We start from the raw sequence: 25,287 nt of genomic DNA on the forward strand, positions 1-25,287 counted from the left end.
TCGGGTACAACGTTGGTAGAAGCGGTGTCGGACCCACTTAAGCCAAGGGCTAGGATGGCTGGATGTTGCTTGAGCACCGCGCTGCCCGCCCGTCCATCCATCCCTCCGCATATGTTGCGCCCACGGCCGTGGTGTCGGGTGCCGTGGTCGTCGGCGAGGGCACCCGGATACTCCATGGCGCAGTGGTAACCGCGGAGGATGGCGAGGTCCGCATTGGCCGGAATGTTGTGGTGATGGAGAACGCCTTGGTGCGCGGGCGCTTGGGGCATCCAGCCCTCATCGGCGACTGCGTGATGGTGGGGCCGCACGCCCACATCAACGGTGCCACGGTGGAATCTGAGGCTTTTATTGCGACCGGAGCTTCGCTTTTTCCAGGCTCGTTCATAGGTGCGGGAGCGGAAGTCCGCATCAATGGCGTAGTTCAGGTGAACTCCAGGCTCGAGGCCGGAGCGGTAGTGCCCATTGGCTGGGTGGCGGTTGGCGATCCAGTCAGCATCCTTTCCCCCGACCGTCATGAGGAGATCTGGAAAATCCAGCGGACCCTTGACTTCCCCGGCACCGTCTATGGAGTGCCGCGAGGGACGCCAATGAGCCAGCTGATGCAAAAGCAGTCGTCGTACTACGGGGAACATCTGAACGACACTGTGCTGGAGGGCTGACGATGGGTTCCCTGCTCCTTCGCCCATAGAGCTGAATGGCGTGGCCGTTGGCAACGCTGGCATCAGCAACATCAACCGGATCCATCTCACGGCCTGGGTTTGCTACTGGCTGTCATCTGAGGTTCGTGGCCAACGGCTTGCCACAAGAGCGGCCGCCTCCCTATCCGGTTGGGCGATGGGGGACTTGGGGATTTTCCGGCTGGAACTGGGGCACAGGATCAACAACCCTGCGTCCTGCCGGGTGGCGCTGGGTTCCGGGTTTCGGGCTGAAGGTGTTGAAAGGTCCAAACTCCAGTACGGGGACGAAAGATTCGACGTCGAAACCCATGTCAGGCCTTCCATCGATACGTGGAAAGCCGTGATGAGCTGTTGACTCTGCTGTTGATCGACACGCAGGGGGACCGGGGGACGCAGTAGACAGGGGCCGTCGCGACCGCCCCTGAGCAGGACTATTGCGAGCAATTCCGTTCTTTGGGCAGGGTGGCCGGGAATGGGCAAACAGAGCCGGCCCGGTATGCCCTGCTCTTCGGAAGCCCCGTTCCCGGGTGCAAGGCCCCCGCCGGGCGGACCATGGAGCCTGGCACGAGGGTGATCAGGAGACTGATGCGCGCGAGGAGCTTTTTGACCAACTTCTCGGGGTGTTGGCGGGACTCGCAGGACTTGCCGCGTAGGCCAGTGGGGCTGTTCCGGAACCGGATGCGTGGAACTCTGTCACGCGAACGGCGGCGTCGATAGACTGCCACTGTGCCCGCCTGGGCGCCACTGACTGAGGAGGAAACCACTCATGTCCGAGAATGAAGAGTTAGAAACCTCGCGCGAAGAAAAGCGCCACACCAGCACTCCAAATCCGGCCCTGGAGGGCGAAGGTGGACAGTACGCGGACGGAGACTACGGCGACGCCGGAACAGTGGATGAGCCCGCTGAAAGTCCGGCCCCGGGAGCTTACACGGAGGGTGACTACGGCGATGCCGGTGGTGCGGATGAGGCCACGGCGGGTGCAGGCAAGGGTGCTTATGGCGAGGGTGACTACGGCGATGCCGGTGTTGCGAATGAACTCACCACTCCCGTGGAAGGTGAATTTCAGGAGGGTGACTACGGCGACGCGGGAGAGGTGGACCCTTCCGGATTGACGCAGCGCCAGCGGAACGCAACCGGCGACGACGTCGTACCCGGCCGTGCTGACGACGACACCGAGGGCCGAGTCCAGCGGGACTAGCGGTCCGGCTGCTGTGGCTGCCTGAAGAGGAAACGAACCGGGACTCCCTCCGGCGAAAAACCAAGGTTGAGTGGAGTGCGCTCAACTTGGATTGACAACGTGCTGCTCCTGAGTAAAGTTGAGTGTAGATCGCTCAACAACCGGGCGTGCCCTGATTTTCGACCCCGATTGCGACAAGCGTTTCAACGGGTTCGAGCGCCGGGGCCAGCTAGTTTCCAAGGAAAGAAGGAAGCAACACATGTCACGTGCAGTAGGTATCGACCTCGGAACCACCAACTCCGTCGTCTCCGTTCTCGAAGGTGGCGAGCCCACCGTCATTGCCAACGCCGAGGGTGGCCGCACCACGCCGTCGGTCGTTGCGTTCTCCAAGTCCGGCGAAGTCCTGGTTGGTGAGATCGCCAAGCGCCAGGCCGTCAACAACATTGACCGCACCATCTCCTCCGTCAAGCGCCACATGGGCACCGACTGGAACGTCGACATCGACGGCAAGAAGTACACCGCGCAGGAGATTTCCGCGCGTATCCTCATGAAGCTGAAGAACGACGCCGAGTCCTACCTGGGCGAAAAAGTCACCGACGCCGTCGTCACCGTCCCGGCCTACTTCAACGACGCCGAGCGCCAGGCCACCAAGGAAGCCGGCGAGATCGCGGGCCTGAACGTCCTGCGCATCGTCAACGAGCCCACCGCGGCCGCTCTGGCTTACGGCCTGGACAAGGGCAAGGAAGACGAACTCATCCTGGTCTTCGACCTCGGCGGCGGAACGTTCGACGTTTCCCTCCTTGAGGTTGGCAAAGACGAAGACGACTTCTCCACGATCCAGGTGCGCGCCACCGCCGGTGACAACCGCCTCGGCGGCGACGACTGGGACAACCGCGTTGTGGAGTACCTGCTCAAGCAGCTCAAGGTCAAGGGCATCGACCTCTCCAAGGACAAGATCGCCCTGCAGCGCCTCCGTGAAGCAGCCGAGCAGGCCAAGAAGGAACTTTCCTCCTCCAGCAGCACCAACGTCTCGCTGCAGTACCTGTCCGTCACCCCCGACGGCCCGGTCCACCTGGACGAGCAGCTCACGCGTGCCAAGTTCCAGGACCTGACCAAGGACCTCCTGGACCGCACCAAGAAGCCGTTCCACGATGTCATCACGGAAGCCGGTATCAAGCTTTCGGACATCGACCACATCGTGCTCGTGGGTGGCTCCACCCGTATGCCCGCCGTGTACGAGCTCGTGAAGGAACTCGCTGGCGGCAAGGAGCCGAACAAGGGCGTCAACCCGGATGAGGTTGTGGCCGTTGGTGCCGCTCTGCAGGCCGGTGTCCTGAAGGGTGAGCGCAAGGACGTTCTGCTGATCGACGTCACCCCGCTGTCCCTCGGCATCGAGACCAAGGGTGGCGTGATGACGCACCTCATCGAGCGCAACACAGCCATCCCCACCAAGCGGTCCGAGACCTTCACCACGGCTGATGACAACCAGCCCTCGGTGGCCATCCAGGTCTTCCAGGGCGAGCGCGAGTTCACCCGTGACAACAAGCCGCTGGGCACGTTCGAGCTGACCGGCATCGCTCCGGCTCCTCGCGGTGTGCCGCAGGTCGAGGTCACCTTCGACATCGACGCCAACGGCATCGTTCACGTTTCGGCGAAGGACAAGGGCACCGGCAAGGAACAGTCCATGACCATCACCGGTGGCACCGCCCTCTCCAAGGAAGACATCGACCGCATGGTCCGTGACGCTGAGGAGCACGCCGCAGAGGACAAGGCACGCCGTGAGGCAACGGATACCCGCAACACTGCCGAGCAGCTCGCGTACTCCGTTGACAAGCTGATCGCCGATAACGACGACAAGCTGCCGGAGGACGTCAAGACCTCCGTGAAGGCCGACGTCGACGACCTCAAGAAGGCACTCGAGGGCACCGACGACGCCGCTGTGAAGACCGCGTTTGAGAAGCTGCAGGCTTCCCAGACCAAGCTCGGCGAGGCCATCTACGCCCAGGCCGGATCACCGAACGGTGAAACGGGCGCAGCGGGTGCTGAGGGTGGTCCCGCAGGTGCAGCTGGTTCCACTTCTGACGAAGACATCGTTGACGCCGAAATCGTCGACGAAGAAGAGAAGAAGTAGCCATGCCCCATCACGGTAACGAAGAAGAGCACGTTTCTTCCGAAGACCGGGCCGAGCGGGAAAGCCAGCAGCGGCGGAGCCAGCAGGGCGAAAACGACACGCAGAAGCCGGTCATCCGGGACAACCGCAAGGTTGACCCGGAGACCGGGCAGGCCAGGCGACCGGACAACGAGGCGCAGACAGGCAGTGCCGGCTCACAGCCCGGTTCCGCCCAGCCAGGTTCGGAAGAACTGGACGGAGACGCGTTGTCGCAGGTTGAGGACATCCTCAACAGTGTTGAGGTGCCGGCCGAGGAATCGGTGGCGCAGGGTGTCGCTTCTGCCGAAGCCGAGGAGCTCAGGAATGACCTCCGCAGGCTTCAGGCTGAGTACGTCAACTACCGCAAGCGGGTGGAACGTGACCGCGCCGTGGCAGGGGAGATGGCCGTCATCGGCGTCCTGAACTCCCTGCTCCCGGTGCTGGACGACGTCGATGCTGCCCGCCAGCACGGTGACCTCGCGGACGGACCGTTCGCTGCGATCGCCGCCAAGCTGGAAAATGCGCTGAAGACCTACGGGCTGGTGCGCATCGATGAGACCGGAGTGGAGTTCGATCCCACGATCCACGAGGCCCTCATCCAGCAGCCAGGCGAGGTGGAACTCGACACCGTGAGCCAGGTTCTGCGCTCGGGCTACAAGTCCGGTGACCGGGTCCTCCGCGCGGCACAGGTTATTGTCGCGGTTCCGGCCTAGCATTACCCCATCGAGATGACAGTTCGCGGTAGTGATTCGAAAGAACATTGCCGTGAACTGTCATCTCGGCACACAGATTTGAAAGGAAACGCCATTGGCTAGCCAGGACTGGGTGGACAAGGACTTTTACGCGATCCTTGGAATCGCCAAGGACGCTTCCGATGCTGACATCAAGAAGGCCTACCGCAAGCTGGCCCGTCAGCACCACCCTGATACCAACTCAGGAAACACCGCCTCGGAGAAGAAGTTCAAGGACATCTCCGAGGCCTATTCCGTGCTCTCGGACCCCGATGAGCGCCAGCAGTATGACGCCATCCGGGCTATGGGCAGCGGCGCCCGCTTCGCCCCGGGCGGGGCAGGCGGCGGAAACGCCGGGTTCGAGGACCTCTTCGGTGGCCTGTTCACAGGCGGTGGCGGCCGGCATTCAGGTGGCTTCAGCACTGCGGGAGGCATCCCCCCTGAGTTCGCGGACCTGTTCGGTGGCGGCTTCGGCGGCGCACCGGCCGGCTATCAGCGTGCCCCCCAGAAGGGCGCCGATCGTTCGGCCACCACAACCATTTCTTTCGCCGGCTCCATCCGCGGCACCACCATAGGCCTGCGTGAACCCGACGGCGAGGTCATCGATGTCCGTGTTCCTGCCGGCATCAAGGACGGCCAGAAGGTTCGTGTTCGCGGGAAGGGGCAGTACGGCCCAGCCGGTAACGGAGACCTCATGGTCACAGTTAATGTGAAGCCGCATGAGTTCTACACCCGCGACGGCGACAACCTGCGGATCCACGTGCCGGTCTCCTTTCCCGAGGCTGCGCTGGGTGCGGACATCGAGGTCCCCACGATCGACGGCGACAAGGTCAAGGTCCGTGTCCCGGCGGGCACGCCTTCCGGGCGCACTCTGCGAGTGAAGGGTCGGGGCGTCAAGACTTCCAAGGGTGCCGGGGATCTCCTGGTGACCATCGACGTCGCCGTGCCCAAAAAGCTCACCAAGGAAGCCGAAGAAGCTGTCAAGGCCTTTGCTGCAGCGACAGCGGATGCAGATGTGCGGGCCGGACTGGCTGACAAGGCCCGTCTGTAGGGAAGGGATTCGCCATGGACATCGAGTTCGACCAGCCAATCTTCGTCATCTCGGTGGCGGCGGAGCTCGCTGACATGCACCCTCAGACCCTGCGCCAGTATGACCGCCTGGGCATTGTTTCGCCGCGCCGTGCGCCGGGGAAGTCACGGCGTTATTCGCAGCGTGACGTGAACATGCTCCGGGAAGTGCAAAGGCTCTCGCAGGAGGGCGTCTCCCTGGAGGGCATCAAGCGGATCCTGCAGCTGGAAAACCAAGTCGCTGCCCTGCAGCGCCGCGTCAGTGAGCTGACCGAGGAACTGAGCCAGCGCCGTCGTCCATTGGATGCCAGGATTTTCGCCGCTGGCGCTGCCGGCGACGTCGTCACCCTGGCGAGGGGCCAGCGGCCGCGGGCCAGGTCCCAGGCGCTGGTCGTATGGAAGCCCCGGGCGGAGTAGCAGTGAGCATAAAACGGGGCCGGATTGCCGAAAGGTTGCTAGGCGGCGGGACCGAACCCGATCCCCGGTTTACCCTGGCCAACGAGCGGACCTTCCTGGCCTGGATCCGGACCTCCCTTGCCTTCCTCGCCGGGGGCGTCGCCGTCGAGGCCTTTACCGGCGATCTTTTCCAGGAGCCTGTCCGCAAGGGGCTCTCGGTCATTCTGCTGCTCCTGGGCATGTTCATCAGCGGGGGATCAGCCGTGCGCTGGATCAACGTGGAGCGCAGCCTTCGGCATGGCCTGCCCCTGCCGCTGCCCCTTATTGCGCCGATCCTTGGCATCGGCGGCGCCGTGGTGGCCGCCGTCGTCGTGTTTCTGGTACTTCTTTCCTGATCATGAGCAGCGACTGATCATGGCCAGCGACGGCGGACAGCCTCCCACCCGGCTCCACAGCGACCCCGGTCTTCAGCCCGAACGGACATCGCTCGCCTGGGGCAGGACCATGCTGGCGCTGGCCACTGTCAGCACCATCTTCCTGCGGTGGATCGAACAGCACGGCCTTTTCGTACTGACGTTGTGGGGCATCTCCTGCCTCACAGCCGCCGCCATTTTCGTCACCCAGCGGACGCGTTACACACGGCACGGGGAGGGGATCAGCCGGGGGCTGATGGGCCCCAACTTCCGCTCAGTGCTATGGACGGCCTCGGCCGTGCTCGTGCTGGGTATGTTGGGGATCTACGTTGTGGCGATCACCCGCTAAAGCGTGCCAGTAGCCGCAAGCGGCCGCTGGCACCTCAGCGTCAGTCGTTGAACAGCCCGGCCAGGTCCTCGGCTGTCAGCGATCCGCCGGCAAGGGTATCGCCTTCCATGACGTCCGAGAACAGCTGCGATTTCCTGGCCTTCAGTGCCATGACCTTCTCCTCGATGGTGTCCTTGGCCACGAGCCGATAGACCATGACATTTCTTGCCTGGCCGATCCGGTGGGTCCTGTCCACCGCCTGCGCCTCCGAGGCGGGGTTCCACCACGGATCCAGCAGGAAAACGTAGTCTGCTTCGGTGAGGTTCAGGCCAAAGCCGCCGGCTTTCAGACTGATGAGGAACACGGGCGCCGAGCCGTTCTTGAATTCGTTCACCACATCGGAGCGGTTGCGGGTGCTGCCGTCGAGATAGCAGAACTCGATCTTCTCCTCGATGAGCCGCTCACGGACCTTGCCCAAAAAGCCAGTGAACTGGCTGAAGATGAGAGCCCTGTGGCCCTCGGCCACAAGGTCCTCGAGTTGCTCAAACAGCACATCCAGCTTGCTGGACCGGACCGAGGTCAGGGTCGGATCCACCAGGGAGGCGTCCAGGCTCAGCTGGCGCAGGAGGGTAAGGGACTGGAAGATGGTGAAGCGGTTCTTCTTGACATCGTCGATCAGGCCCAGGATCTTTTGACGCTCACGCTGCAGATGGGTCTGGTAGACCTTCTGATGGCGCGGGTTCAGGACCACTTCCAGGATCTGCTCCTGCTTGGGCGGCAGGTCCCGGATGACCTGCTCCTTGGTGCGGCGCAGCATCAGCGGACGGATCCGACGCCGAAGCTTGTCCAGCTGCGCCTTGTCGCCGTTCTTTTCCACCGGCTTTTGGTAGTTCTCGGCGAAGCGGCCCGGGCTGGCGAACAGCCCGGGAGCCACAATGGACGTCAACGCCCAGAACTCCATCAGGTTGTTCTCCAACGGCGTGCCGGTGATCACCAGCTTGAAACCCGCCTGCAGTTTCCGGGCACACTGGTAGGCCTTGGACTGGTGATTCTTCACGAACTGCGCTTCATCCAGCATCAGGCCCGCCCAGGCACGGGATGCGTAGGCCTCGTAGTCGATCCTGAAGAGGGCGTACGAGGTAATGACGACGTCGGCTCCGGCCATCGCTTCAACAGGGTCGGCGCCGCTTTTGGCGAACGTCTCGCCGACGGCCCTGACTGTCAGCCCTGGTGCGAAGCGGGCAGCTTCGGCTTCCCAGTTGCCCACCACGCTGGTTGGCGCGACCACCAGGAACGGTGCCCGCCCGGATACGGCTGCACCGCTGACATCAGCTGCGGCCCCGGCGTTGCCAGCCTCGGCAACGCCAGTATCAACACCCGCCGCCTCTTTGGCAGCGCAAATCAGTGCCAGCGCCTGGACTGTCTTGCCGAGTCCCATGTCATCTGCCAGCACTCCGCCCAGGCCGTGCTTGTACAGGAAGGTAAGCCAGTTGAATCCGTCCAGCTGGTAGGGCCGCAGCTCAGCGTTCAGGGAAGCAGGCAGCGGCAGCCCCTTGGTGCCGCCATCGAGCAGTCCGCCAACCGCCTCCCGCCACGCGGCCGCCTGCTCATCCACAATTCCCAAGTGCGCCAGTTCGTCCCACAGGCCGGCCTGGAACCGGCTGATCTGCAGCGGCGCGTCCTTGTTGTCCTGCAGCGACCGGGCTTCGTCGATCAACGCCCGGAGCTGGTGCAGCTCCGGAAGATCCAGGGAAAAGTAGGCGCCGCTGGGCAGCAGCATGCGTGTTTGTCCGGCGGCCAGTGCGGAAAACAGCGCAGCGAAGGAAACGGGCTGGCCTTCGAGGGTGATGACGATTCCGAGGTCAAACCAGTCCCGCTGCTCGGTGGCCTTCGTGGAGATGGCGACGATGGGGGCTTCCTCAGCCTCGCGGTAATCAGCGATCACACCTGCTGTATCCACCTCGACCCCGGCTGTTTCGCGGAGCCCGGGGAGTACCTCTTCGGTGAACGCCAGCGTGTCCAGGCCTTTGAGCTCAACAGAGGCTGCCAGGCGCGGGGTGCCCCAGCCTCCGGCGGCAGACTCGCCAAGGGAAGGCACAACGTCCCACGGCTGGCCCACGGCCTCCAGAATCCGAGCTTCGCTGGGATCGTCGCGGTAACCCTGGTCGTCCGAATGGCGCCACAGGGGCTGGGCGGTTACCAGGTTGCCGGACTTGTAGTGCCATTCCCAGTGCAGCCGGACCCGGTGGTCTGCACCATAATTTGCCAGCAGGGACAGTGTGGGCACCGCCAAAGTGGGAAGTTTCACCGACTCGTCCGAGGCCGTTACGCGGGCAGCCTGCTTGAGCTTCGGATAGAAGCCGGTGAGGAACCTGCTCTCATCCTTGGCCGGAATATGAAGGGTGTTCGCAGCAGTCACGAAATTCAGCAGTTCTTCGCTGAGCCCGTTCTCCAGCGCAGCGAGCGTAATCACCGGTTCAGCGGCAGAGGTTGCGGCGCCATCGATTCCGGGAAGCGTGGCGTGGTCCGAGGTCAGGAAGATCCCGTGCGCCGGCCGCCCGATGGTTCCGACAGACGCAGGGTTCACCACCTCGCCCTCAACGGTCACGGTGGGCGATAGCACCAGCCCGCCGCCGTCGGCCGTGTCTAGCGGAGCGGCTGCCCTTCCGGCTGAGTCCCCTGGGTCGGTTGGGTCCCCTGGGACGGGTGGCCCGGAACGGGTGAGGTTAAGTCCGACGACGGCGGGAGACTCCGCGAAGCGGACAGCTTCCTGCCCGCGGCCGTGGACCAGGGCGACGCCGATCTTCCGTGCTTCAGCGAGCAGGCTCCAGAGGTTCTTACCGGCGTAGGTGTTCAGGCCGAGCCATGGGGCCGAGGCGACGTGCTGCCGGTTGGCCTGGACGGTATGCGAGGCCAGGAATTCCTGCATCCACTCGACATGCTCCTGGTTGCATTCTCTTTTGAAGTTCAGATAGCTGAGGGTGTTCCAGGAGACATCGCCGCGGATCCATTTCCCCTTCGCGCCCATGATGACTGGCCGGGCCTTCAGCTGCCGGACGCTTCGAAGCGGATCCCGGCGTCCCGTGTAGGAGAAGTGGGGCGCCGGCTCTTCGATCTCAAACTGCAGAGCCAGGGGGATGCCGTTGGTGGACTGGGTGATACCGGGCTTGGCGATGAGCGGACTCAATGCCTGCTCCCAGTCGGCCAGTTCCAGGCTGTGCTGATCGCGGGAAAGCCGGGAAATCTCGGCAGGGGCGAGCAGTTGGACGCGCGTGGCCGGATTGTCCTCGGCTGCGAACAACAGGGCAGCGACGTGCTTGCAGTCCTTGCGCACTGGGCAACTGCACACGCCCACAGTGCAACTCCAACCACCGCCCTTCCGGACAAGCTTGGCTGTGGTCGAATACGGGACCTCTGCGCCGCCCCTGACCTTGCCAAGCATGAGCCCCGTTGCAGCATCGAAAGTGATGCCCGAGACGCGGCTGCCCATGGCATAGGCCAACCCGGCCGCAAGGGAACGGTCGTTGATAGCGGGAGTCTGAATTGCCAGCGCCGAACTCTGGTCCGGTTGGGATGGAATGGTATGCACTACTTTCGGCAGGTCAAAATGCTGCAGGTTATCTGATCCATCTTAGTCAGCGAAACCTCAGTCCGAAGGTAGCCGTTGACGGTTCTCCTCGAAACAGCCCGATGCTAACGTTGAAAGTGATCTGCAGCACGTTTGACCTTAGGTTCAAAAGGAAAGGAGATCGAGATGGTTGAGCGGGGAAATACCACCCATGGGCCAGCCTTGGACGACAAGATGAAGCAGGAAACCCAAGCGCTTCACCAAGGAAAAAGGTCAGGACACGTTGAGGAATGGCGGGAAACCGAGCCCCTTCCGGACGACACTGACAGCCAGGAAACCAGGGAATCCGTCCGGGAAAATCTGCCCGCAGGTGAGCCTGAACCCCCCGAGGCCGGCAGCCGGAAGAACAGCGAAACAACGGGAAACGGGTGAACGGGATGAATTCGACCCTTGAAAGATTCTCGAAGCTCCTTGAGAAGGACGGCACCTGGTGCACAGTGCTGGCCGACGCCGGGACGGGGACCGTCGATTCCCTGGAGGCGGCAGACGTCAGGCCCGGGCAGATCCGTGATGCACTTCTTGCAGCGGGAGCTGCCAAAGCGGATGCCCAGGCTGTCGAACAAGCTATCCAGCCGCTGGAGGGAGTCCAGAATCCAGTGGCCCGCTTCCTGCTGGTCCACGACGGCCGGGTAGAAGTTGACGAGGTACTCGCCGGCGAGCGCGTCGACAGTCCCTATGTAAAAGTCGGGGTAGTGCCAGATCTCCTGCCGCTTCTGCGTCATGCCGATTCCGACATACCAGTGGTGACGGCCAGTGTTGACCGCTCAGGTGCTGATATCAAGCTCGCCTACGCGCGTCGCGCCATCACGGGCGGACCTGAATCCAGCCGCTCAGTGCAGGGCAGCACCGAGAACCTCAAAAAGGTGCCTGGTGGCGGTTGGTCCCAAGGGCAGTTCCAGCACCGGACCGAGGAGATCTGGCGGAAAAATGCTGAAGATGTGGCGGCCGAAATAAACCGTCTGGTGCAGACCGAACGCCCGGCAATTGTGGCTATTGGCGGGGATATCCGCGCCCGCGACCTTGTCCTGCATCAGTTGTCGGAGAATGCCCGTGCGATTGCCACCACTGTGGACTCGCATACCAGGGCCGGCGGCGCGCATCCGGAAGTCATGGATACCGCCGTCGAGAAGCTGCTGGCTGAAAACAAGGCGTACTCACAGCGGCGGCTGCTCGAACAGCTCGAGGAGGAGAAGGGGCACAACAACGGAAAGGCTGCGACCGGGATCGGGTCCGTGGTTCACGCCCTCCAGCAGGCGCAAGTGCAAACGCTGGTCCTGAGCACGGAACTGACAGCAGATCCGGGCGGAGGGAATACGGCTACTGATCCTGACAGCCACCCGGCGAGGGAAATGCTGGTCCTGGGTTCCAGCCCGTGGATTGCCACTGTGGAAGAGGAAACTCTCGGAGCTCAAATCCTGGGCAAGGCATCCGCTGCCGCTGCGCTGATCCGGGCAGCAGTGCTGACAGACGCCGACGTCGAAATCCTGCCCAAGGCAGCGATTCCAGGTGGCGCCGTCGTGGCGGCGCTCCTCCGCTGGCCGGTTGGTCCGCCGGTTCCGGAAGAAGGCTAGCAACTACCGGCAGCCGGCATTCGACGGCGGGACGCTCCACCATCGGAGCGTCCCGCCGTCGCACCCGGCCTTTGCCGTCCGCTCCCTGCTTACAGGGCTGTGCAGGGAAATGTAGCCTTTGCGCAGCTGGATCTCCACACCTTCAGTCTCTTCTGCCCACGCCAGCAAGGCATCGGCTATCGGCCGCAGTTCAGGATGACTGGCGCACTGGGCATCCAGAAGCTCTCCAGCGTCGCGCAGCATGAATTCGGGGTAGCCGAACATTTCCCAGGACACGGCGTACTGGGCATAGCCGGTGACGCAGTGCTCCTCCCGCATCCAAACCCGGAGCTCGCCGTCATTTTTTCAGACCTGCTGCCCGGGCGCGCTCGACCCACCAGCTGACGTCATGCCCTGATTTACGCTGCAGAAGGGCGTGGTTGCTGTCCACCATGGTCTGCCAGGACTTCGCAGTATCCTTCAGATCGCTTGGCTTCGCCATGGTCTCAATGCTAACGGCTGGCGGCCTGATGGCCCGGTCCCGGGTTTCCTTCGCAGTGGCCATTGATTAGTGTGAGTCACTATGGTTACTCCAATGTTCACCGTTTTTCAGACGATGACTGGTTTCCATGGGGGGCTTCGACGCCGTGCTGCAGCCGGCACGCTCGGGGCGATGCTGGTTCTTTCCGCAGGGATTCCTGTGGCCAACGCTGCGGGTCCGGCGCCGCAGGACACGTGCTTCCTGTTGATCTGCTCCCCGTCCCCGCCAGAGACTGCGGAACCCGCGCCTACGCAACCTGCACCGGGTCCAACAAGCCCCTCTGAGGCTCCGGGAACGCCCTCAAACCCGCCTCCCGCCCCTGCCCCGGCCGTTCCTTCCGGTCCGGCGCCGGCGGAGGAGACCGTCGCTCCTTCCCACGCACCCAGTCCAAACTCTTCGGCTCCTGACAGCTCGCTGGACGGTGATGACCTGGGAGCTTCGTCCACAGATACGAATTCCAACGCGCAACAGGTCCAGGCAACCGGCGGGGTGGGACCCGCTGGCCAAGGTATTGCTCCGGCCTCAGGTGCAAAGGACAACGGCGCCACATCCTCCCGGCATCTTGAGCAGGCCTCCCTGGTCCACCAGGGCAAGGGGAACGCGTCGGTGTGGTGGGGGATCGTTGCGCTTGCTGTGGCGGGTATCGCGCTGGTGATCTTTTTCAGGCTGCGGCGGACGGAAAAGCTGCTCGCAAAGTCTCCTTGAAAAAACTTTTGGATATCGCGTAACCGATCCATGGTGCATGGCGATGTATAGGGAGTGCGGGCGTTGCTTCGCACCACCTGACCTGCCGGCTGTACAAGAGCCGGTTTTTGCACCAGTCCCAAATTCTTCGGAGGGTTCCATGTCCTTGTTCACTGTTATTGCCACCAGTAAAGTCGCCGCGAGCGCATTGGCCGCAGGCGCCCTGGCGGTTGGTGGCACCGGTGCCGCAGCATACGCCGGCGCACTTCCCACCGAGGTTCAGCAGAGCGCCCATGAGCTGTTGGGAGCCCCTGCCCCCCACGTTGGCGGAGTTTCAGACACCGCCAAGGCTGCCGCTGACGCTGCTGCCGACGCCGATGCAGACACCAATGTTGAGGCCGGCACAGGAACCGAGGCCGGAGCCGAAGCCGGAGCCAGCGCTGCCGCCAACGCCGGTGTAGCCGCTGCCGTTGATGCAGCCGGTCCCGCCGCTTACGCTCTCTGCACAGCATTCACCAACGGCGGCCTCGAAGCTTCCTCTGAAGGATTCGTCTCACTGAGCATTGCTGCCGGTGGCGAAACCGGCATTGAAAGCTACTGCGCCGGTGTCATCGAGGCAGGCAAGGCTGCAGGTCACGTTGAAGGCCAGGCTGAGGTCTCCGGGTCGGCCGCTGCTAAGGTAGAGGCTCCGGCAGTTCCCGAGCTGCCGACCCAGGCTGCCGTACCGGCAGCTCCGGAACTGCCTGTCGCGGTTCCCACCGAGGCCGCTGACGTTGCCTCATCGGCTGTACGCCCGTAGCGCTTAATCTCTAGCGGCCGCGGGGCTCCGTGCCTCTCCGCAGGAGCTCCGCGGCGCACAAAAGCGCGCGACGTCAGAGCTGTTCCAGAATCAGGAACGCTGACTTCGCCGCACGGATGGAGGAGCCCGGTTGCTGGACTCTGTGACTGATGAATATGTGCACACTGACGGCGCAGACCCGTCCGTGCTATTCACGGTCGCTTACCGCCGATATTCCGGCGCAGTTCTGGGCTACCTCCGGGCCAAGGGAGTCGACGACGCCGAGGCCGTCACGCAAGACGTCTTCCTGGCCTTCTTTCCCAAACTGGAAAGCCTGACCGGCGGGCTGCAGGGGGCAAAATCGTTGATCTTCTCCATCGCACATGCCCGGATGGTGGACCACTACCGCCGCAGTGAACGTGCGCCTGCGCTGAGCCCTTACGAGGCAGAGCTGGACGGGCGGAGCTCGGCATCTGCTGAAGACCAGGCGATGTCGCACGCCAACGGGCTGGGAGCCGCGGCCTTGTTGGAGAACCTCAGCGAGGACTACCGCGAAGTTTTGGCGCTGCGGGTCGTAGCCGACTTGTCAGTAGAACAAGTGGCAGACATTATGGGCAAGACTCCGGGAGCTGTAAAGCAGTTGCAGCGCCGGGCACTTTGCGCACTCAGGGACCGTGCGTCAATTACGAAACAAGGCACATCATGAGCTACACACCCGTATCCGGAAGCGAACGGATCATAGACCAGGTCCTGGCTGAAGCCGGACTTGAAGACGCAGACGATCTCCGTCCCGTCCTGCTTGAACTGCGTTCTTTGGGCGGCGAGCAGCCGGGGCCAAGCGCAGAGATCCTTGCCCTTATGGAGGGAACCAGGAGCGCTGGCTCCGGCCTGAGCGCCGGAACTCCCGATGGCCAAATCGCTGACGCTGAGATTGCCGACGCCGGAACCCCCGACCCCGGAAGTGCTGACGTCATCGACCTCGCTGCCCGCCGTCGCAATAAGCGCCGGCTCCCGCTGACAGTCTTTGGCGTAGCTGCTGCGCTGGCCGTCGGTGGTGGCGCAGCGGCCGCAGCTGACCAGGGCGTACGCGACACACTGCATTCGGCGTTCACTTCTATTGCCTCCACTTTCGGCGGCGAGAACCACAAACAGGGCCCCAAGACCCCGACGGTACCGGGGCCAGCGGAAACCGGCGGGGAGTCCCAGGGGACAGCGCCGTCGCCTGCTGGCTCGGCCCCAAGTACCTCTGGGACGAACGGGGGTCCGGCTGACGGCACGCACCGCCGTCAGGACGGGGGGTCACAAGCTCCGGCTGATCCAGGCACAGGACCCGGCAGGTCTTCCGAAAACCCTTGGCCGAACAGAACTGCTCCTGCCATTCCGGACGTTCCGGCTGCGCCGAGTATTCCGGACCCAGGGCTGACGCCGCCCAGCCTGCCGCCCCTGCCTGCACTTCCCGCTTCGTAGCGGGCTGACGGCGCCACTCCGCAGCCCTGAGGATTCCGCAAACCCTGCTGCATGACGCCCTGCCACACAGCAGGACCTTGAGCATAATGCTGCTCAGGCTTTGAAGTGCCAGGCGTCGAGCGCAACACGGCCAAGCGGCGATTGCAGCGTCACGGTGATTGGCGGGTTCTGCGCATCGTCGATCGGGCTCGCCTGAACGGCCGGAAGTTTCAGCACCTCCACCACCTGCGTCGGAACGCCGCGGAGCATCAGATCCTGCAGCGCCACCTCCGTGGGTGCCATGTGGGCGCACGGATGTTGCCCTTCCCATTCGATCAAGCTGGGCAGCGCGCCTGCGCATTCAGTTCGACCGTCGTCGCGAACTGTGATCCGCCACTTCAAGAGTCCGTGAGGCGTGTCGCGCTGCATAGGCAGCAACTCACCAGGATTGAGGGCGGACTCGGTAAGGTTCCGGCGGAGCATCTCGATCTCGCGGGTGCGCGCCACTGCGTGCACCAGTCGAGGCGATTCGCGGACGGCCTCGCGCACCTCGGGGTGGTCGAGTCCGAACCAGCGCGGCCTCCCCGGCGGCCGCGCGTCAGGATCGATCGCGATGACCTCGAGGTAGCAGTCAGGGAAGCTCTCGCTGCTGATGGCCATCACTCGGTTGTGAGTCCCCATCAAGACGTGCTTGCCTCCACCGGAGGGTTGAACCCCGAACGTGGCCGCGCACCAGGCCTCGCCCTGTTCCAGCGAATCGGCGGCGATGACCAGGTGATCGATAATTGCGTTCACAACTCAACCGTACCGTCCGGGGCATTCGACGGATCGGGTCAATGTCCCTGCCCTAGTAGCCGCTTGCCTCCGCCGACTTGATCATGTCTCCTGCCGGGCTGACCAGATACCAGACGTCCATGACTCCCTGGCCCAAAATGTCGCCGGGTTCCTTGTCCTGCGCGAAGTAGTAGATCGGGAGGCCGTTGATGGTGATCTGCTTGGCGCCATCCGCCGTATTAATCGAGCCGATCTCCCCGGTGACGCCTTCCACCTTGGGTGCATCAGAGGTGGTGGTAACAGCAGGCCATGCCGCAACACATGCGTCCTTGCAGGCACTGGTGCCGGAATCCTTGACGTCCTTCGTGAAGAAATAGACACTCTTTCCTTCGCCGTCCACCACGATCTGCCCGGCAGTTGAGGAAGCGGTCTTAAGTTCGACGTCGGCTGCCGCAGTGGTGGTGGCTCCGGGCGCCGGAGCTGAGGAAACCGTGGCAGGCGCTCCGGTAGTAGGAGCCGTAGTTCCCGGGCTCCCGCCACAGCCGGCAAGCGCTGCCGCCAGTGCCAGAGCGGAGAATCCGATGCCCCATTGCTTGTTCATATCTACTCCTTGAGGTGAGTACAGGGTTTTGCGTGCGGGGATAATTTTGGTTGGGATACCACGAACGATGGCACTCAGCCGGGGATAACAGGTATGACGCCAGGGGGCGGAGAATGGTTCAAGTGAACCAATCACGGCGCTGAAGCGTCGTATGGGGCGGGATAGAAAAGAGGAAGGCACGTGCCGCTTGACGAAGAGGTAGTGGCTGCCATCTATCGGGAACACGGGCAAGCGCTGCGCCGTTTTGTCCTGAACGCATCTCCTGATCCGCACAGTGTGGACGACATCGTGCAGGAGACGGTGCTCAGGGTGTGGCAGCATGCTCCGCAGATCACAGGCAGCCTTCGCAGCTACCTCTTCCGTACGGCCAGGAACATCATGATTGACAACTACCGCAAGGCTCAAAGGCGCCCGGTCGAAGCGACGGAACGCGACGTGGCTGATCCCGCCGAGGCGGCCGGACGCGTCGACGAACTGCTGAACAGGGTTCTTATGGAGGAAGCCCTGCTGCGGTTGAGTGCAGAGCACCGGGATGTGCTCGTGGCTCTGCATTACCGGCGTTTCACGGTCAGCGAAGCCGCTGTTCAGCTCAACGTTCCGCTCGGCACGGTCAAATCCCGCGCCTACTACGCGGTCAAGGCACTGAGAACCATCCTGGATGAAATGGGGGTGGAGAGGTGAGCGGGGATCAGCTCCATCACTTGTTGGGCGCCTACCTCCTGGGCGGCCTTGATGCGGCGGATACTGGCCGTTTTCAGGAACATCTGAAGGTTTGTGCGGAGTGCCGCAACGAGCTCGAGGATCTCAAGAGCCTCCCCTCGCTACTGGAGGCACTTCCGGTCCCGGATGCTGTTGCCCTGACCTGGCACCGCTCCCCGGAGAGTGAAATCCAGGATTCCCGTGCCGTTCCGCCAACCTTGCTGGATGGACTTGCGGTACGTCGACGGAAATCACGACGGCGCTGGTCGGCTGTTGTGGGCGCAGTTGCTGTCGCTTGCCTGGCTGTCGGCTTCGTCGCCGCCCCGCTGCTGAACCAGCCCCCCAAGCCCGATGCCAGTTTTTCGGTGGAGGCAAGCAGTGGGCTCCAGGTGACCGTTGGGCTGGTCAAGAAAAACTGGGGGACCGAGCTCGCCCTGGAAGGCCACAGCATGCCCTTGAACGGAACGTTGTCCTTATGGGTGAAGGACCGTGCGGGCGCCGAGGACCGGGCTTGCGCGTGGACAGCGACGCCCAGCGGCCGAATCCGTGTCACGGGCGCCACACCGGTGCAGCTGACCAGTATTTCCGAAGTGGAATTGCGCAATGATCGCCAGCAGGCTGTAGCCGTTATTTCAGTACCTGACGGTTCACCTTGAATGGTGTTTCTGAAGCCAGCAAAGTCGTGCAGCGACCCGAACATATTCGAGAAGGGTGAGCTCAGGAACGCGTGTGGATGGCATCGGGATATTCAGCCTCTGCCACACCAGCAAACCAACGAGGAATTCTGCAGGAGTTTCTGGAAACTGGGAGATCACACGTGGCAGATCGCGATTATGAAGACGGGGCCGGGCATCCCATATACAGACATATGGGATGCCCGACCATCAGGCCCGATTTAGGTGTGAGGTTGAGACCCTGCCCCCGGCCCAGCTGCCGGTGGGGAGCTACTTGGACACAGTAGTCGGCATCGTCTTCTTGTCGACCTCGGATTCCTCGTTCCGCGGGTCGGCTGTGATCACGGGTTCGCCGTGGATCAGTCCGCGGTCGTCCTTGTTCCTGTCGCCGCGGGTCTTCAGCAAACTCGCGATGGTCGCTACGACGATGGTGCCGGCGATGAAGAGCAGCGAGAGCCAGATGGGAATCTCCGGCACCCAGAGGAGCGGTTCCCCGCCGTTGATGAAGGGGAGCTCGTTGACGTGCAGGGCGTGGAAGACGAGCTTCACGCCGATGAAGGCGAGGATGACGGCCAGCCCTTGGGCGAGGTAGACCAAGCGCTCGAGCAGTCCACCGATGAGGAAGAACAACTGACGCAGACCCATCAGCGCGAATGCGTTGGCGGTGAAGACGATGTACGCCTCGTTTGTCAGGCCGTAGATTGCAGGGATTGAGTCGACGGCGAAGATGAGGTCTACGAAACCGATCGCAATGATTGTAAGCAGCATCGGCGTGACGAAACGCTTCCCGCCCTGCATCACGGTGAGCTTGTCCTGGTGATACTCATTCGTGACAGGCAGGGCCCGGCGCACAAGGGTCATGAACTTGCCGTCAGCCGGGTTGGACGCATGACTGCTGAAGGCTTGCCGGTAGGCCAGAACGAGGAGCAGGGCACCGAAGATGTAGAAGACCCAGGAGAAGTTTTCGATCAGGGTCGCTCCGATAGCGATAAATCCGCCGCGCAGGATCAGGGCGATGATGATCCCGATCATCAGCACCTTTTGCTGGTACTTCTTCGGTACTGCGAATCCGGCCATCACGATGAGGAAAACGAACAGGTTGTCGATCGACAGCGCCTTCTCGGTGAGGTAGCCGGCGAAGTACTCGCCGCCGAACGTCCATCCCGAGACCGTGCCGATTCCCACCCCGAACAGTAGTGCGAGTCCGATGTAGAACGCCGACCAGCGCGCCGATTCTGCAAGGGACGGTTCGTGGGGTTTGCGCACGTGGGCGAAGAATTCGTAGACGAAGAACAGGATCGTCACGGCGATCGTGATGAGCCAGATCAGGGGCGTGACCTGCATGAGGATGCTCCATAAGGGGTAGGCGTTGGACAGAGACGCCAAGGTCTCCTCCGCCCGGATGACACCGGAACCGTCGGCCCGAGATGCGTAAGTGCATCCGTATTGACGGGCCGATCACAGACGGGAGTACTCCCCTTGATGGGAAAATCGTAGCCGATCCAAAGCCGTCGTCCTAATCCACAGATGGTGCTGTGTCTTCCTGGCCGCAATGAACATAGGTGCTTACGAGGGTTTCCCAAGCAATGAACAACTATCGACTAAGCCGAGCTAAACCATTTCAGGGTGCGTGCGGCGGAACTCGGCCACGAGGGCCGGGTCTTCGCAGGCGCGTGCAAACGCGTCGATTCGCTGGTCGATTTCCCGTGCAAGGAGCCAGCTGCCCAACTTCTCCGCCACCGGTTTCAGCCAGCGCGGGCGGCAGGAAAAGGTGTACTTCCAGACGGCGCGCGTGCCGCCGTCGTCCGCGCTGAAGCGCCAGCCTCCGCCGAAGTTTTCAAAGAACCACGGTCCTGACACCATGGTCATGCCCACGTTCCGGGGCGGGACGAAGGAGACGTATTCGCTCACCATCACCAGACCCATACGGGAAACCGTCCGTGTCCGCACGCCCTTGCCAGCAGCTTTGGCCCCATCAAGCCAGCCCTGGGCAGAAATGAACGGGTCCCACTTCAACCGGAATTCCCCCGTGGTCTGGGAGAAGGCAAAGGCCGTGTCCGGATCGAGGCTGATGAACCGTTCTGCGCGTACTTGTGGCATCCCGCCAGTGTAGTGGTGACGAGTGCCGGACCCCGGGAGGAGATCCCGTATGAGCAGATCGCCCGTCAGGAGTCCACGGCAGCGCGATGGGGGATGACAACATCATCGGCGGAGCGGCCCGCCGTGGGGAAGAGGATCAGGAGAAGGCCTATCCCGACTGCTGCTCCCACCAGTTGCGCCAGGACGAAGCCCGGAACCGAGCCCGGCAGGATCCCGGCGAACGTGTCACTGAACATGCGGCCCACGGTCACTGCCGGATTCGCGAACGACGTTGAAGAGGTGAACCAGTAGGCGGCCCCGATGTAGGCGCCCACGGCCGGGGCGGCGAGTACGCCGCGGGAGGTTCTGACCAAGGCGAAAATCAGAAGGATCAGCCCGGCGGTAGCAACCACTTCACCAAGGAGGTGTCCCACGGTGAGCCGATCCTTCGTGGAAATAGTGGTCCCGACGTCGAACATGGCGTTCGCCAGGACGCTTCCACTGATTGCGCCCGCAGCCTGGGCCGCCACGTAAATACCCACCTCGGGCAGGCTTAGGCCCGAGCCGCTTCGCCGTCCAAGAATCCAGTCGGCGAGAGAGACCACAGGGTTGAAATGGGCGCCACTGACGGGACCGAATATCAAGATGAGCACAGTCAGGCCGAAAACTGTGGCGGTGCTGTTCTCGAGCAGTTGGAGACCGATATTGCCCGGCGAGAGCTGTTCGGCGGCGATCCCGGAGCCCACCACAACTGTCACAAGAAGGCAGGTGCCGAGGAATTCCGCGATGGCACGGCGCCATAGAGGAGGCTGGGGAGAATTCATGGGACCAGCTTGACCGAAAGAATTATCTCAGTCAAACTTGAGGCAATGAGTATTGACGTAATGGATAAGTTTCGCGGGCGGGTGGCCAAGCACGCCGCACTTGCTGATGCTGCGCGCCTGCGCATCGTGGACCTGCTGACCCTTGGGGATCTTTCTCCCACAGAACTGCAGGCCGAGTTGGGGATGCCATCAAACCTGCTGTCCCACCATCTGCGGACTCTTGAGGAAGCGACTCTCGTGACCCGGCGCCGCTCTGAGGCGGACAGGCGACGCAGCTACATCCGGCTCATTCCCGGCGCTCTCGAAGGCCTGGTTCCGGGAATCGAGCACGGAGCCCAGCGGGTGGTCTTCGTCTGCACGCGAAACAGCGCCCGGTCCCAACTGGCCACAGCGCTCTGGCAGCAGCTCAGCGAAATCCCATCAACCTCTGCCGGAACCCATCCCGCCGATCACATTGCCCGCGGTGCCATTGAGGTTGCCCGGCGCCACGGTCTCAGCCTTCCGGATACGGCACCGCGTCGCCTTGACCCGCTGGCGGGCGAGGGTGACTTTGTCGTCACTGTCTGCGACAACGCCCATGAAGAGCTGAGCGGACTTGGGGGCGTCCACTGGTCGGTCCCCGATCCTGTGCGTCAAGGCACCCCTGAAGCATTTGAGCATGCCTTCCAGGAGATCGCCCACCGGATAGGCGATCTCGCTCCGCGCGTTCGTGCGGCCTGACTTCCGCCCGGAATTCACCTCAACCAGGAGAAACACGATGACCACCGAAACAACCAAGAAGCCATCCGTCCTGTTCGTCTGCGTCCACAACGCCGGCCGCTCGCAGATGGCCGCTGCCTTCCTCACCACCATGGGCAAGGGCGAGATCGAAGTCCGCTCCGCAGGTTCCCAGCCCGCCGATAAGATCAATCCTGCCGCCGTTGAGGCCATGGCCGAGCTCGGCATCGACATGTCAAAGGAGAGCCCCAAGGTCCTCACCACCGAGGCCGTCAGGGAATCCGACGTCGTGATCACCATGGGCTGCGGCGACGAATGCCCGTACTTCCCCGGGAAGCGTTACGAGGACTGGGTCCTGGAGGACCCTGCCGGCAAGGGCGTCGAATCCGTCCGGCCAATCCGCGACGAGATCAAAGGCCGCATTGAGAACCTGATCGAGTCCCTCGTTCCTTCCGCGAAATGACCGCAGTCAAGTAGCACGAACTCCAGAGGAGCACGTCATGAGCACCGAACAGCTGATCATCATCGGATCCGGCCCCGCCGGCTATACCGCCGCCATTTACGCGGCGCGGGCCGGGCTGAAGCCGCTCGTTCTGGCAGGATCCGTCACCGCAGGCGGCGCCCTGATGAACACCACCGACGTTGAAAACTTCCCGGGTTTTCCGGATGGGATCCAGGGGCCGGAGCTTATGGACGGCCTGCAGCAGCAAGCCGAACGGTTCGGGGCGCAGGTGGTGTTCGACGACGTCACCGAGGTTACGCTGACGGGCCACCTTAAGCGTGTGGTCACCGGCGCCGGGGAGACCCACGAGGCGCCGGCGGTCATCCTCGCCACCGGCTCCGCCTACAAGGAATTGGGCCTGCCGGAGGAGAAGAAGTTCAGCGGTCACGGCGTCTCCTGGTGCGCCACCTGCGACGGATTCTTCTTCCGCGACCAGGACATCATTGTCGTCGGCGGTGGTGACTCCGCAATGGAGGAAGCCACCTTCCTGACCCGCTTCGGAAAGTCTGTGACCGTCGTCGTCCGCAAGGGCGAACTGCGTGCGTCCCGGATCATGGCCCAGCGGGCAAAGGACAACCCGAAAATCAGTTTCGCCTGGAACTCGGCCGTCACGGCCATTCACGGCGACGGAAAAGTCAGCGGCGTGACCCTGAAGGACACCCGCACCGGGGAAACCCGGGAGCAGGCCGCCACCGGTATCTTCGTGGCGATCGGCCACCTGCCACGCACCGAGCTCGTGGCCGGGCAGGTGGAGCTGGATGCCGAGGGTTACATCAAGGTTGATTCCCCCACCACCGTCACCAACCTCTCGGGGGTCTTTGCCTGCGGCGACGCCGTGGACCACCGTTACCGCCAGGCCATCACGGCTGCCGGAACAGGTTGTGCCGCAGCCCTCGACGCCGAACGCTACCTGGCCGCCCTGGACGACGCGGACAGCATCGCCACCGCGCTGGTGGAAGAGCCCACCCACGCCTGAACCACTGGACAACGGGAGTAACCCGCTACATCTTTCCGAACCTGGCCCGCACCGCCTGGAACACCCCATAACAGGCGAGCCCTATTCCTACAGCAGCCAAGGCGTAAACGCCCAGAGGCTGCTCGCGGAGAGCCCGGAGTCCGCCGTCCAAGCCGGTGGACTCCTCCGGCTGCGCCTGCACCGTAGCAATGATGATCAGCAGGCCCACCAGCAGAAGGGCAGCTCCCTTGGCCGCGTAACCGGCGATTCCCACGATCTTGACGGCGCGGCGGGCAGGGGCTGATGTGGGCCAACGGAGAAGTTTGGCGAACGATTGAAGGAACCCCCGAATGGCGTAAACCACACCAGTGATGGCCGCGGCTGTTCCCACGAGGATCAGCAGCACCGTCCCCCCGGGAACCTTCATCACAGCGACAGTCAGATCGCTCGCAGACTCGCCGTTGTCCTGTCGTGCTCCCAGGGCGAAGGAGCCAAGAGTGACGGCGAAGGCAACGAAAACCACAGCCAGGCCGGCCGCCTTCAGTTTCTTCATCAGCCTCTGCCTGCCGGAGAGATGATTGAAGTGGAAGACGGCATCGCCCGTTTGCCAGAGGGCAAGTGCGACGCAAGCTACAAAGCAGCTCCACAGCAGCAGGGGCCCGGCTGGTTGGCTGGACAGCTCTCCGACGGCGCCACTCACGTCTGCCTGGCCCTCTCCGCCCGTTGCCAGGCGGATGGCGATGGCGCCTACGAGAAAATGGAGGACACCGCTGACAGCGAACCCGGCACGCGCCACCAGCTCGAGCGCCCGTGAATCGCTTGCTTCTTCGGCGGTTGCTGCCGCCTCTTTGAGTTCCTTTTTGATGATCGGCCCCTCGTACTTCACTCAGTGATGATGTTTCCGCGAGAGGCCTGTCACGGAGGTGGTTGTATATCTCACTACAACATAGACCGTGCGACTCCATGAGGGAACAAGAGGCCGGCAGCACTCTCCAGCGCCACCGGCCCCGTCCTCTACTGGATAGCTTAGGGGCGTCCCCAGAATGCGTCCTCTGCCGCGCCGTCCTCGGAGAACAGACGCACCTCGGCGATCTTTCCGTTTCGGACGGTGAGCAGATCGACGCCTGACATGTCCATCGAAACATCTGCGCGCTTGCCGGAGAACCGGACAGGAACGGCAACGTACTCGCCATTGACCATCGCAGGTCCCGTGACAGCCAGCTGGAACGTGCCCTGGCTCGTTTCCATCATCCCGCCCAGCAACGACCCCACGCTATCGAGGCCTTTGTGGTCACCGGAGAAACGGTGCGCACCGGGCTGATGCCACACCACGTCAGGGCTCAGGAGTGCCATCGCCGCGGGTACGTCACCGCGGCCGAGGGCGTCAAAATAGGAGGCGGTCACGGCCGCCGGAGTCTGTGCAGTCATCTGGTTCTCCTTCGCTTGGGCTTACCCGCCTATAGTTACAGTCGGTAACCTGTTACATCAACGTAACTAAGGAGCTTGATTCAGTGACTGTCCCGGCCTGGAACGTAATGGTGGCCACGTGCCCCTCGCGGACTTCTCTGGCGAAGATCGCAAACAAGTGGACGGCCATGATCGTCATCGCTCTCAGTGGGGGTCCATTGAGGTTCGGTGAGCTGCGTCAAGCCGTGGATGGCATCAGCGGTAAGGTTCTGGCCGATACGCTGCGGGACCTCGAACGGGACGGGATCGTGGACCGGACATCGTATGACGAGATGCCGCCCCGCGTTGAGTATGAGTTGACCGCTCTCGGCCAAACCCTGCGAGAGCCTCTGACAGCGCTGGGCCTCTGGGCTGAGGAATACATCGAAGATGTGATGTCCGCGCGGGAGTCCTATGACAAGCGCGTCACCCCGGCGGCGTTCACCTAAG

31 protein-coding genes are annotated in these 25,287 nt (G+C 63.0%); 21 read left to right on the forward strand and 10 right to left on the reverse strand.

Annotated features, from left to right (window positions below; all coding sequences use genetic code 11):
• The first annotated feature begins 62 nt into the window (after positions 1–62).
• From RIN13_RS05370 to RIN13_RS05415, 9 genes are all read left to right on the forward strand, one after another.
• Positions 63–659 (forward strand): gamma carbonic anhydrase family protein, encoded by a 597-nt coding sequence (locus RIN13_RS05370; RefSeq protein WP_309106309.1) that lies wholly within the window; start codon positions 63–65, stop codon positions 657–659.
• Positions 660–699: 40 nt separating this feature from the next.
• Positions 700–1,032: a GNAT family protein gene (locus tag RIN13_RS05375; protein WP_309106310.1), complete on the forward strand. Its 333-nt coding sequence runs from the start codon at positions 700–702 to the stop codon at positions 1,030–1,032.
• A gap of 411 nt (positions 1,033–1,443) precedes the next feature.
• Positions 1,444–1,875 carry a hypothetical protein gene (locus RIN13_RS05385; RefSeq protein ID WP_309106312.1) on the forward strand — a complete coding sequence of 144 codons (432 nt, stop codon included), beginning with the start codon at positions 1,444–1,446 and terminating at the stop codon, positions 1,873–1,875.
• A 238-nt stretch (positions 1,876–2,113) separates the two neighbouring features.
• Positions 2,114–3,985 carry a molecular chaperone DnaK gene (dnaK, locus tag RIN13_RS05390; protein ID WP_309106313.1) on the forward strand — a complete coding sequence of 624 codons (1,872 nt, stop codon included), beginning with the start codon at positions 2,114–2,116 and terminating at the stop codon, positions 3,983–3,985.
• A 2-nt stretch (positions 3,986–3,987) separates the two neighbouring features.
• Positions 3,988–4,716, forward strand: a complete 729-nt coding sequence (locus RIN13_RS05395) for a nucleotide exchange factor GrpE (protein ID WP_309106314.1) — start codon at positions 3,988–3,990, stop codon at positions 4,714–4,716.
• A gap of 94 nt (positions 4,717–4,810) precedes the next feature.
• Complete coding sequence (locus RIN13_RS05400) at positions 4,811–5,785, forward strand: DnaJ C-terminal domain-containing protein (RefSeq protein ID WP_309106315.1); 975 nt, start codon at positions 4,811–4,813, stop codon at positions 5,783–5,785.
• Between the two features lie 14 nt (positions 5,786–5,799).
• Entirely contained in the window at positions 5,800–6,219 is a 420-nt protein-coding gene (locus tag RIN13_RS05405; protein ID WP_309106316.1) for a heat shock protein transcriptional repressor HspR, read from the forward strand.
• Complete coding sequence (locus tag RIN13_RS05410; protein WP_375164725.1) at positions 6,198–6,593, forward strand: YidH family protein; 396 nt, start codon at positions 6,198–6,200, stop codon at positions 6,591–6,593. Before RIN13_RS05405 ends, RIN13_RS05410 begins: the two co-directional genes overlap by 22 nt.
• Positions 6,594–6,612: 19 nt before the next feature.
• Positions 6,613–6,960 carry a DUF202 domain-containing protein gene (locus RIN13_RS05415; RefSeq protein WP_309106318.1) on the forward strand — a complete coding sequence of 116 codons (348 nt, stop codon included), beginning with the start codon at positions 6,613–6,615 and terminating at the stop codon, positions 6,958–6,960.
• A gap of 40 nt (positions 6,961–7,000) precedes the next feature.
• Here the strand turns inward: RIN13_RS05415 and RIN13_RS05420 are convergent, their stop codons facing one another.
• The gene (locus tag RIN13_RS05420; RefSeq protein WP_309106350.1) at positions 7,001–10,519 is read right to left on the reverse strand and encodes a DEAD/DEAH box helicase; all 3,519 of its coding nucleotides are present in this window, start codon (positions 10,517–10,519) and stop codon (positions 7,001–7,003) included.
• A gap of 174 nt (positions 10,520–10,693) precedes the next feature.
• On the opposite strand from RIN13_RS05420, the gene RIN13_RS05425 reads away from it, so the two are divergent.
• Both RIN13_RS05425 and RIN13_RS05430 read left to right on the forward strand, forming a co-directional pair.
• Positions 10,694–10,939: a hypothetical protein gene (locus tag RIN13_RS05425; RefSeq protein WP_309106319.1), complete on the forward strand. Its 246-nt coding sequence runs from the start codon at positions 10,694–10,696 to the stop codon at positions 10,937–10,939.
• Positions 10,940–10,944: 5 nt separating this feature from the next.
• A complete protein-coding gene (locus tag RIN13_RS05430) occupies positions 10,945–12,138 on the forward strand; it encodes a Vms1/Ankzf1 family peptidyl-tRNA hydrolase (protein WP_309106320.1) in 1,194 nt (397 codons plus the stop codon).
• A 3-nt stretch (positions 12,139–12,141) separates the two neighbouring features.
• Here the strand turns inward: RIN13_RS05430 and RIN13_RS05435 are convergent, their stop codons facing one another.
• The gene (locus RIN13_RS05435) at positions 12,142–12,456 is read right to left on the reverse strand and encodes a hypothetical protein (protein ID WP_309106321.1); all 315 of its coding nucleotides are present in this window, start codon (positions 12,454–12,456) and stop codon (positions 12,142–12,144) included.
• A 19-nt stretch (positions 12,457–12,475) separates the two neighbouring features.
• Positions 12,476–12,619, reverse strand: coding sequence for a hypothetical protein (locus RIN13_RS05440; protein ID WP_309106322.1), 144 nt, complete (start codon positions 12,617–12,619; stop codon positions 12,476–12,478).
• Between the two features lie 93 nt (positions 12,620–12,712).
• Between RIN13_RS05440 and RIN13_RS05445 the strand changes: the two genes are divergently transcribed.
• From RIN13_RS05445 to RIN13_RS05460, 4 genes are all read left to right on the forward strand, one after another.
• Positions 12,713–13,363: a hypothetical protein gene (locus RIN13_RS05445; protein ID WP_309106323.1), complete on the forward strand. Its 651-nt coding sequence runs from the start codon at positions 12,713–12,715 to the stop codon at positions 13,361–13,363.
• 139 nt (positions 13,364–13,502) lie between these two features.
• A complete protein-coding gene (locus RIN13_RS05450) occupies positions 13,503–14,141 on the forward strand; it encodes a protein tyrosine phosphatase (protein ID WP_309106324.1) in 639 nt (212 codons plus the stop codon).
• A gap of 130 nt (positions 14,142–14,271) precedes the next feature.
• Complete coding sequence (locus RIN13_RS05455) at positions 14,272–14,826, forward strand: sigma-70 family RNA polymerase sigma factor (RefSeq protein WP_309106325.1); 555 nt, start codon at positions 14,272–14,274, stop codon at positions 14,824–14,826.
• On the forward strand, positions 14,823–15,587 hold the full coding sequence (locus RIN13_RS05460) for a hypothetical protein (RefSeq protein WP_309106326.1): 765 nt from the start codon (positions 14,823–14,825) through the stop codon (positions 15,585–15,587). The genes RIN13_RS05455 and RIN13_RS05460 overlap by 4 nt, the downstream gene beginning before the upstream one ends.
• A gap of 93 nt (positions 15,588–15,680) precedes the next feature.
• On the opposite strand, the gene RIN13_RS05465 is transcribed toward RIN13_RS05460, so the two are convergent.
• On the reverse strand, positions 15,681–16,361 hold the full coding sequence (locus RIN13_RS05465) for a VOC family protein (protein ID WP_309106327.1): 681 nt from the start codon (positions 16,359–16,361) through the stop codon (positions 15,681–15,683).
• A 52-nt stretch (positions 16,362–16,413) separates the two neighbouring features.
• Complete coding sequence (locus RIN13_RS05470; protein ID WP_309106328.1) at positions 16,414–16,941, reverse strand: hypothetical protein; 528 nt, start codon at positions 16,939–16,941, stop codon at positions 16,414–16,416.
• Between the two features lie 180 nt (positions 16,942–17,121).
• Between RIN13_RS05470 and RIN13_RS05475 the strand changes: the two genes are divergently transcribed.
• Both RIN13_RS05475 and RIN13_RS05480 read left to right on the forward strand, forming a co-directional pair.
• Positions 17,122–17,622, forward strand: coding sequence for a sigma-70 family RNA polymerase sigma factor (locus tag RIN13_RS05475; protein ID WP_309106329.1), 501 nt, complete (start codon positions 17,122–17,124; stop codon positions 17,620–17,622).
• The gene (locus RIN13_RS05480; RefSeq protein ID WP_309106330.1) at positions 17,619–18,296 is read left to right on the forward strand and encodes a zf-HC2 domain-containing protein; all 678 of its coding nucleotides are present in this window, start codon (positions 17,619–17,621) and stop codon (positions 18,294–18,296) included. Before RIN13_RS05475 ends, RIN13_RS05480 begins: the two co-directional genes overlap by 4 nt.
• A gap of 288 nt (positions 18,297–18,584) precedes the next feature.
• Here the strand turns inward: RIN13_RS05480 and RIN13_RS05485 are convergent, their stop codons facing one another.
• The 3 genes from RIN13_RS05485 to RIN13_RS05495 all read right to left on the reverse strand — a co-directional run bounded on the left by RIN13_RS05485 (position 18,585) and on the right by RIN13_RS05495 (position 21,217).
• Complete coding sequence (locus RIN13_RS05485) at positions 18,585–19,658, reverse strand: TerC family protein (protein WP_309106331.1); 1,074 nt, start codon at positions 19,656–19,658, stop codon at positions 18,585–18,587.
• Positions 19,659–19,925: 267 nt separating this feature from the next.
• Positions 19,926–20,414: an SRPBCC family protein gene (locus RIN13_RS05490; protein WP_309106332.1), complete on the reverse strand. Its 489-nt coding sequence runs from the start codon at positions 20,412–20,414 to the stop codon at positions 19,926–19,928.
• A 65-nt stretch (positions 20,415–20,479) separates the two neighbouring features.
• A complete protein-coding gene (locus RIN13_RS05495; protein ID WP_309106333.1) occupies positions 20,480–21,217 on the reverse strand; it encodes an MIP/aquaporin family protein in 738 nt (245 codons plus the stop codon).
• A 45-nt stretch (positions 21,218–21,262) separates the two neighbouring features.
• On the opposite strand from RIN13_RS05495, the gene RIN13_RS05500 reads away from it, so the two are divergent.
• From RIN13_RS05500 to trxB, 3 genes are read left to right on the forward strand one after another with little or no spacing between them, the layout of a single operon-like run.
• Entirely contained in the window at positions 21,263–21,937 is a 675-nt protein-coding gene (locus RIN13_RS05500) for a helix-turn-helix domain-containing protein (protein WP_309106334.1), read from the forward strand.
• 37 nt (positions 21,938–21,974) lie between these two features.
• Positions 21,975–22,397 (forward strand): arsenate reductase ArsC, encoded by a 423-nt coding sequence (locus RIN13_RS05505; protein WP_309106335.1) that lies wholly within the window; start codon positions 21,975–21,977, stop codon positions 22,395–22,397.
• A gap of 37 nt (positions 22,398–22,434) precedes the next feature.
• Entirely contained in the window at positions 22,435–23,412 is a 978-nt protein-coding gene (gene trxB / locus RIN13_RS05510; RefSeq protein ID WP_309106336.1) for a thioredoxin-disulfide reductase, read from the forward strand.
• A gap of 25 nt (positions 23,413–23,437) precedes the next feature.
• Here the strand turns inward: trxB and RIN13_RS05515 are convergent, their stop codons facing one another.
• Together RIN13_RS05515 and RIN13_RS05520 are read right to left on the reverse strand one after the other, a co-directional pair.
• Positions 23,438–24,277 carry a DUF1206 domain-containing protein gene (locus RIN13_RS05515; RefSeq protein WP_309106337.1) on the reverse strand — a complete coding sequence of 280 codons (840 nt, stop codon included), beginning with the start codon at positions 24,275–24,277 and terminating at the stop codon, positions 23,438–23,440.
• A gap of 140 nt (positions 24,278–24,417) precedes the next feature.
• Positions 24,418–24,819, reverse strand: coding sequence for a nuclear transport factor 2 family protein (locus RIN13_RS05520; RefSeq protein WP_309106338.1), 402 nt, complete (start codon positions 24,817–24,819; stop codon positions 24,418–24,420).
• A gap of 83 nt (positions 24,820–24,902) precedes the next feature.
• Between RIN13_RS05520 and RIN13_RS05525 the strand changes: the two genes are divergently transcribed.
• The gene (locus RIN13_RS05525) at positions 24,903–25,286 is read left to right on the forward strand and encodes a helix-turn-helix domain-containing protein (RefSeq protein WP_309106339.1); all 384 of its coding nucleotides are present in this window, start codon (positions 24,903–24,905) and stop codon (positions 25,284–25,286) included.
• Position 25,287 lies beyond the last annotated feature (1 nt).

The sequence above is a fragment of the Arthrobacter sp. genome (genome assembly GCF_031179985.1).
Taxonomy (GTDB): Bacteria; Actinomycetota; Actinomycetes; order Actinomycetales; family Micrococcaceae; genus Arthrobacter.

Excerpts from the sequence above, each read along its gene's own strand:
- RIN13_RS05405 (WP_309106316.1), top strand. The coding sequence starts at position 5,800 with ATGGACATCGAGTTCGACCAGCCAATCTTCGTCATCTCGGTGGCGGCG.
- RIN13_RS05425 (WP_309106319.1), top strand. The coding sequence starts at position 10,694 with ATGGTTGAGCGGGGAAATACCACCCATGGGCCAGCCTTGGACGACAAG.
- dnaK (WP_309106313.1), top strand. The coding sequence starts at position 2,114 with ATGTCACGTGCAGTAGGTATCGACCTCGGAACCACCAACTCCGTCGTC.
- RIN13_RS05505 (WP_309106335.1), top strand. The coding sequence starts at position 21,975 with ATGACCACCGAAACAACCAAGAAGCCATCCGTCCTGTTCGTCTGCGTC.
- RIN13_RS05410 (WP_375164725.1), top strand. The coding sequence starts at position 6,198 with ATGGAAGCCCCGGGCGGAGTAGCAGTGAGCATAAAACGGGGCCGGATT.
- RIN13_RS05450 (WP_309106324.1), top strand. The coding sequence starts at position 13,503 with ATGTCCTTGTTCACTGTTATTGCCACCAGTAAAGTCGCCGCGAGCGCA.
- RIN13_RS05470 (WP_309106328.1), bottom strand. The coding sequence starts at position 16,941 with ATGAACAAGCAATGGGGCATCGGATTCTCCGCTCTGGCACTGGCGGCA.
- RIN13_RS05520 (WP_309106338.1), bottom strand. The coding sequence starts at position 24,819 with ATGACTGCACAGACTCCGGCGGCCGTGACCGCCTCCTATTTTGACGCC.
- RIN13_RS05490 (WP_309106332.1), bottom strand. The coding sequence starts at position 20,414 with ATGCCACAAGTACGCGCAGAACGGTTCATCAGCCTCGATCCGGACACG.
- RIN13_RS05485 (WP_309106331.1), bottom strand. The coding sequence starts at position 19,658 with ATGCAGGTCACGCCCCTGATCTGGCTCATCACGATCGCCGTGACGATC.
- RIN13_RS05500 (WP_309106334.1), top strand. The coding sequence starts at position 21,263 with ATGAGTATTGACGTAATGGATAAGTTTCGCGGGCGGGTGGCCAAGCAC.
- RIN13_RS05440 (WP_309106322.1), bottom strand. The coding sequence starts at position 12,619 with ATGGCGAAGCCAAGCGATCTGAAGGATACTGCGAAGTCCTGGCAGACC.
- RIN13_RS05395 (WP_309106314.1), top strand. The coding sequence starts at position 3,988 with ATGCCCCATCACGGTAACGAAGAAGAGCACGTTTCTTCCGAAGACCGG.
- RIN13_RS05435 (WP_309106321.1), bottom strand. The coding sequence starts at position 12,456 with ATGCGGGAGGAGCACTGCGTCACCGGCTATGCCCAGTACGCCGTGTCC.
- RIN13_RS05385 (WP_309106312.1), top strand. The coding sequence starts at position 1,444 with ATGTCCGAGAATGAAGAGTTAGAAACCTCGCGCGAAGAAAAGCGCCAC.
- RIN13_RS05460 (WP_309106326.1), top strand. The coding sequence starts at position 14,823 with ATGAGCTACACACCCGTATCCGGAAGCGAACGGATCATAGACCAGGTC.
- trxB (WP_309106336.1), top strand. The coding sequence starts at position 22,435 with ATGAGCACCGAACAGCTGATCATCATCGGATCCGGCCCCGCCGGCTAT.
- RIN13_RS05495 (WP_309106333.1), bottom strand. The coding sequence starts at position 21,217 with ATGAATTCTCCCCAGCCTCCTCTATGGCGCCGTGCCATCGCGGAATTC.
- RIN13_RS05370 (WP_309106309.1), top strand. The coding sequence starts at position 63 with ATGTTGCTTGAGCACCGCGCTGCCCGCCCGTCCATCCATCCCTCCGCA.
- RIN13_RS05415 (WP_309106318.1), top strand. The coding sequence starts at position 6,613 with ATGGCCAGCGACGGCGGACAGCCTCCCACCCGGCTCCACAGCGACCCC.
- RIN13_RS05445 (WP_309106323.1), top strand. The coding sequence starts at position 12,713 with ATGTTCACCGTTTTTCAGACGATGACTGGTTTCCATGGGGGGCTTCGA.
- RIN13_RS05430 (WP_309106320.1), top strand. The coding sequence starts at position 10,945 with ATGAATTCGACCCTTGAAAGATTCTCGAAGCTCCTTGAGAAGGACGGC.